Here is a 2,285-nt window from a genome sequence, read left to right on the forward strand (position 1 = left end):
GATGCGGAAGGCTATATCGAGAAATTGCACATTACCCCTGCCAATGCCCATGAGTGCAAACATCTGTCGCCTTTGTTGGAAGGGTTACCCAAAGGTACGACCGTCTATGCCGACAAAGGCTATGACAGTGAGGAAAACCGGCAACATCTGGAAGAGCGTCGGCTGCAGGACGGCATTATGCGCAAAGCCCACCGCAACCGTCCGCTGACGGAAGCGCAAACCAAACGCAACCGATATTTGTCAAAGACCCGTTATGTGGTCGAACAGAGCTTCGGTACGCTACACCGTAAATTCCGCTATGCCCGGGCAGACTATTTTGGACTGATTAAAGTGAGTGAACAAAGCCATCTGAAGGCGATGTGTTTGAACCTTTTGAAAGCCGCTAACAGGCTAAGTGCGCCTGCTGCCGCCTAAAAGGCGACCGGATACCTGATTAATCAGGTATCCAAGAGGGATTAAGGGGGAATTTGAGTAGAATCAGTGGATATTTGAAATAAAAACAGCCGAAAACTTGTGTTTAGGTTTCGGCTGTTTGGGGAAGGACTTTTTTGCAAAGGTCTCAAATGATGTTTCAGACGGCCTTTTAAATTGCAACAGACTGCTAAAGATATTTTCATTTCTCTTTAGCTACTATAACGATTAATTCATCGAATAAACCCAACACATAATCTAAGCATAAAAAAATGCGGCCTAAATTAGGCCGCATTTACTTTGCTTCGTCTTTTCAGACGGCCTTTTCAGGCCGTCTGAAAGTCAGATTACCATTGGTAACCAACTGCTGCGGTAGCACCGAAGTGACCACGTGAGTTGCCGGAAGCAGTACCTTTGATGATCCAGTTACCACCATCGGAGATGCTAGAGAAGCCGACAGCGTAACCGGTTTCACCGCGGTAGTGACCGCCACCGATAGCCAGCATGCTCTTACCTGGCAAGTAAGCTTGTGGCAGACCGGCAGTAGCCAGAGCTTGAGCCACACCTGCGCGGGCGTTGTTGTCAACCTTGTTCACATTGCTGTTCACATCGCCGAATTTTTGGTTCAGCTGGTCAACGTTAACCGCATCGGTACCGTTCTTACCTGGAGCAACATTTTTAATAGTAGTGTTGCCGGCATCGATACCACCTTGGTTGATGGTTACAGGACCTGCTTTCAGTTCGTTAGTAGTAACACTGTTAACGGTCAGATCAGGGTTCAAGCTGACTTTCAGCGCATCACCGTCTTTCTTAACGAAGATGTTTTGAACTTCTTTCTCTGAAGTCTTACCGGTTGCTTTGTCGAATACTTGAACTTTAGTACCCGCATCACCTTTAATCTGAATAGTGTTATTCAGAGGTTTGGAGATAGAGTGCTCTTTATCAACAATACCAGTCTCATCAACCAGACCGAACTCGCCAGTGTCACCTTTATCGCCTTTATCGCCTTTATCGCCTTTAGCGCCGGTTGCGCCGGTTGCGCCGGTTGCGCCAGTGTCACCTTTATCGCCTTTAGCGCCGGCTTCACCAGTGTCACCTTTATCGCCTTTGTCGCCTTTAGCGCCGGCTTCACCAGTATCACCTTTGTCGCCTTTAGCGCCTTGGTCACCTTTAATACCTTGATCACCTTTAGCACCGGTATCACCTTTGTCACCTTTAGCGCCTTGGTCACCTTTAATACCTTGATCACCTTTAGCACCGGTATCACCTTTGTCACCTTTAGCGCCTTGATCACCTTTGGCACCGGTATCACCTTTAGCACCAGTTGCACCGTCTTTAACGATGGTAGTAGTGGTGTTACCGTTACCGTCGGTGATGGTTACAGTATGAGTGCCGTTGCCGTTGTCTTTAACGTCGGCTTTGGCGTTCTTACCGTCTTTAACGATAGTGGTAGTGGTATTACCGTCGCCATCGGTGATAGTTACAGTGTGAGTGCCGTTGCCGTTGTCTTTAACGTCGGCTTTGGCATTCTTACCGTCTGCGCCAGTATCACCTTTAGCACCGGTATCACCTTTAGCACCTTGGGCACCAGTGTCACCTTTGTCGCCTTTAGCACCTTGGTCACCTTTAATACCTTGATCACCTTTAGCACCGGTATCACCTTTGTCACCTTTAGCGCCTTGGTCACCTTTAATACCCTGGTCACCTTTAGCACCGGTATCACCTTTATCACCCTTGTCACCTTTATCACCTTTTGCGGCAGCTGTGCCGTCTTTAATGATAGTAGTAGTGGTGTTACCGTTACCGTCTTTGATGGTTACAGTATGAGTGCCGTCGCCGTTGTCTTTAACGTCGGCTTCAGCGTTCTTACCGTC

2 protein-coding genes are annotated in these 2,285 nt (G+C 48.2%); one reads left to right on the forward strand and one right to left on the reverse strand.

The features are described from left to right. On the forward strand, positions 1 to 414 hold a 414-nt coding region (locus O3682_RS11640; protein ID WP_371510176.1), incomplete at its 5' end, for a transposase. A 344-nt stretch (positions 415 to 758) separates the two neighbouring features. Here the strand turns inward: O3682_RS11640 and O3682_RS11645 are convergent. Further along, positions 759 to 2,285, reverse strand: a 1,527-nt coding sequence (locus O3682_RS11645) for a YadA family autotransporter adhesin (RefSeq protein WP_371510177.1), incomplete at its 5' end; no start/stop codon positions are given.

Origin of the sequence: Neisseria sp. 27098_8_112 (genome assembly GCF_041433235.1) — a bacterium.
GTDB lineage: Bacteria > Pseudomonadota > Gammaproteobacteria > Burkholderiales > Neisseriaceae > Neisseria.